Origin of the sequence: Paraliobacillus sp. JSM ZJ581, from assembly GCF_044383835.1 — a bacterium.
Classification (GTDB): Bacteria; Bacillota; Bacilli; order Bacillales; family Amphibacillaceae; genus Paraliobacillus.
The window spans coordinates 1-2410 of record NZ_JBISEP010000059.1 but is presented as its reverse complement, the minus strand read 5'-3'; the positions used below and the strand labels follow the sequence as shown (position 1 = coordinate 2410).

At 38.9% G+C, this 2410-nt stretch carries 3 protein-coding genes; all 3 read left to right on the top strand.

What is annotated here, in order from left to right; translation table 11 throughout:
- Positions 1-84: 84 nt before the first annotated feature.
- The 3 genes from tnpA to tnpC are packed head-to-tail and all read left to right on the top strand — an operon-like array spanning position 85 to position 2353.
- On the top strand, positions 85-390 hold the full coding sequence (gene tnpA / locus ACH6CY_RS15570; RefSeq protein ID WP_374068225.1) for an IS66 family insertion sequence element accessory protein TnpA: 306 nt from the start codon (positions 85-87) through the stop codon (positions 388-390).
- Positions 387-737: an IS66 family insertion sequence element accessory protein TnpB gene (tnpB, locus tag ACH6CY_RS15565; protein WP_036836509.1), complete on the top strand. Its 351-nt coding sequence runs from the start codon at positions 387-389 to the stop codon at positions 735-737. The genes tnpA and tnpB overlap by 4 nt, the downstream gene beginning before the upstream one ends.
- A 53-nt stretch (positions 738-790) precedes the next feature.
- Positions 791-2353, top strand: coding sequence for an IS66 family transposase (gene tnpC, locus ACH6CY_RS15560; RefSeq protein ID WP_374068224.1), 1563 nt, complete (start codon positions 791-793; stop codon positions 2351-2353).
- The last annotated feature ends 57 nt before the right edge of the window (positions 2354-2410 follow it).

Genomic DNA, 2410 nt, shown 5'->3' with positions numbered 1-2410 from the left:
GTAAGCGTCAAATACTACACACGTATGCAACTCAGTCTCCAGATGAGATAATCTTCATAGATTAATTCTCGAAGGAGGCTTTTTATGTCAGATAAACAGTTAGAATGGGAGACAAGAATGGATCAATGGTGCGAAAGCGGCCTTAGTATGGCTGCTTGGTGCCGTAAAGAAAATATTAATATTCATCAAATGTATTATTGGAAACGTAAGTTTGATCAACAAACAGATAATAATCCTTCTTCTAGCGATTGGTTAGAAATTAGCCATTCAGCTAACATCGACGAGCATTCATCCATCATTATTAAGGTAGACAAGTTATCGGTGGAAGTAAAACCACAGGTTGATCGTCAACTTTTATCTGATGTAATACATTTATTGAAGTATCAATGATTCACCCATACTATGAAAGGGTCTATTTAGCTTGTGGTCCCACGGACCTTAGAAAGTCCATTGATGGTCTAGCGATTATAGTAAAAGAAGCATTTGAACTTGATCCATTCTCACCTGCACTTTTTGTGTTCTGCAATCGAAATAGAGATAAAATAAAGATTCTGCAATGGGACAATAACGGCTTTTGGCTTTATTATAAAAGACTTGAGACCGGTAAATTCTTTTGGCCGGATCAATCATCTAAGCAAACAAAAGACATTTCCCCTCGCCAACTTCGTTGGCTGTTGGATGGGTTAACCATTCAACAGTCCGCGCACCGTGAAGTGAAAGCACGAACTATTTTATAAAATATAAGAATTCGCTCTATTCAAGGCGGGTTCTTTTTCGTATAATATATTTTATGGAAAAGCTAACGAACGCAAAAGATGCCCAATTTTATAAAGAACGTGCGGAGAAACTTGAGCTTGAAAAAGAAGAACTTGAAGCAAAGCTAAAATGGTATGAGGAACAATTTAGACTAAGTCAAAAAAGACAATTCGGTGCTTCAAGTGAACAAAACACGGATCAACTTTCTCTATTTAATGAAGCTGAGGATACATCAAATAAAGATGTAGAAGAGCCTACGGTTGAAACAATTACTTACAAGCGTAAAAAGAAAGGACAGCGCGATCAGAAACTCGAAGACCTTCCGACTGAAACGATTGAGTATCGTTTACCAGAAGAGGAACAGGTCTGTTCGTGTTGTGATGGAAAGTTGCATGAAATGAGCACAGAAGTGCGTAGAGAAATTGAGATTATCCCCGCGCAAGCTAAAGTAAAAAAACATGTGCGTTATATTTATGGGTGCCGTCATTGTGAGCGCCATGAAATAAATACACCTATTCAAATCGCAAAGTCACCATCTCCCGTGTTTCCTGGCAGTTTAGCATCGCCTTCGGCGATGGCCTATTTAATGTCTAATAAATATGTAGATGGCATGCCGCTTTATCGTCAAGAAAAGGCACTTGAGCGATTGGGATTATCATTATCAAGACAGACGATGGCAAATTGGATCATTTATGGTGCAGAGAAATGGTTATCCATTATTTTTGATCAGCTGTATCACTATATGATCAACCAAGAAGTCTTACATGCGGATGAAACGACCCTTCAAGTCTTATCTGAACCCGGGCGTAAAAGTCAATCTACTTCGTACATGTGGATGTTTCGAACAGGAGCTGCACACAAGCCTGTTGTATTATATGATTATCAACAAACACGAGCGAGCAAACATCCAAAGCAGTTCTTAGAGACATTCCAAGGATACCTACATGTCGATGGTTATGCCGGTTATAATGGGATTCTAAATGTCAAGCTGGTAGGGTGCTGGGCACATGCGCGCCGGAATTTTAAAGATGCATTAACCGCACTTCCAGAAACAGCAAAATCCTCACGACTTACTGCGCAAGAAGGTTTAAATTTTTGTGATCACCTCTATAAAGTTGAACGTCAATTGAAAGAGTTGGATGCCATTGACCGTTATCACAAAAGAAAAGAATTAAGCCTTCCCATTTTAGATGAGTTTTCTAAATGGTTAAAAGTACAAACACCAAAGGTGTTACCAAAAAGTGCATTAGGTAAAGCCATTAAATATTGTAAGTCGCAGTGGCCTAAACTGGAAGCCTTTCTTTTGGATGGACGATTAGAGTTGGATAATAATCGTGCGGAGAGAGCAATCAAGCCCTTTGTTTTAGGGAGAAAAAATTGGCTGTTTAGCAACACAGCTAAGGGTGCAAAAAGTAGTGCTCTTATTTATAGTGTCGTTGAAACATCGAAAGAAAACAACCTTAATCCCTATGCCTATTTAAAATATTTATTTGAAGAACTTCCTAATGTAGATCTGACAAATCCTAATGAAATCCAAAAATATCTACCTTGGTCAGATGCCTTGCCAGAAGCTTGCCGCGTACCAAGTAAGAAGTAACCCAATCATAGCATGAGCCCAGACCTGAATGATAGGTGTGGGCTATTTGACGCTTAC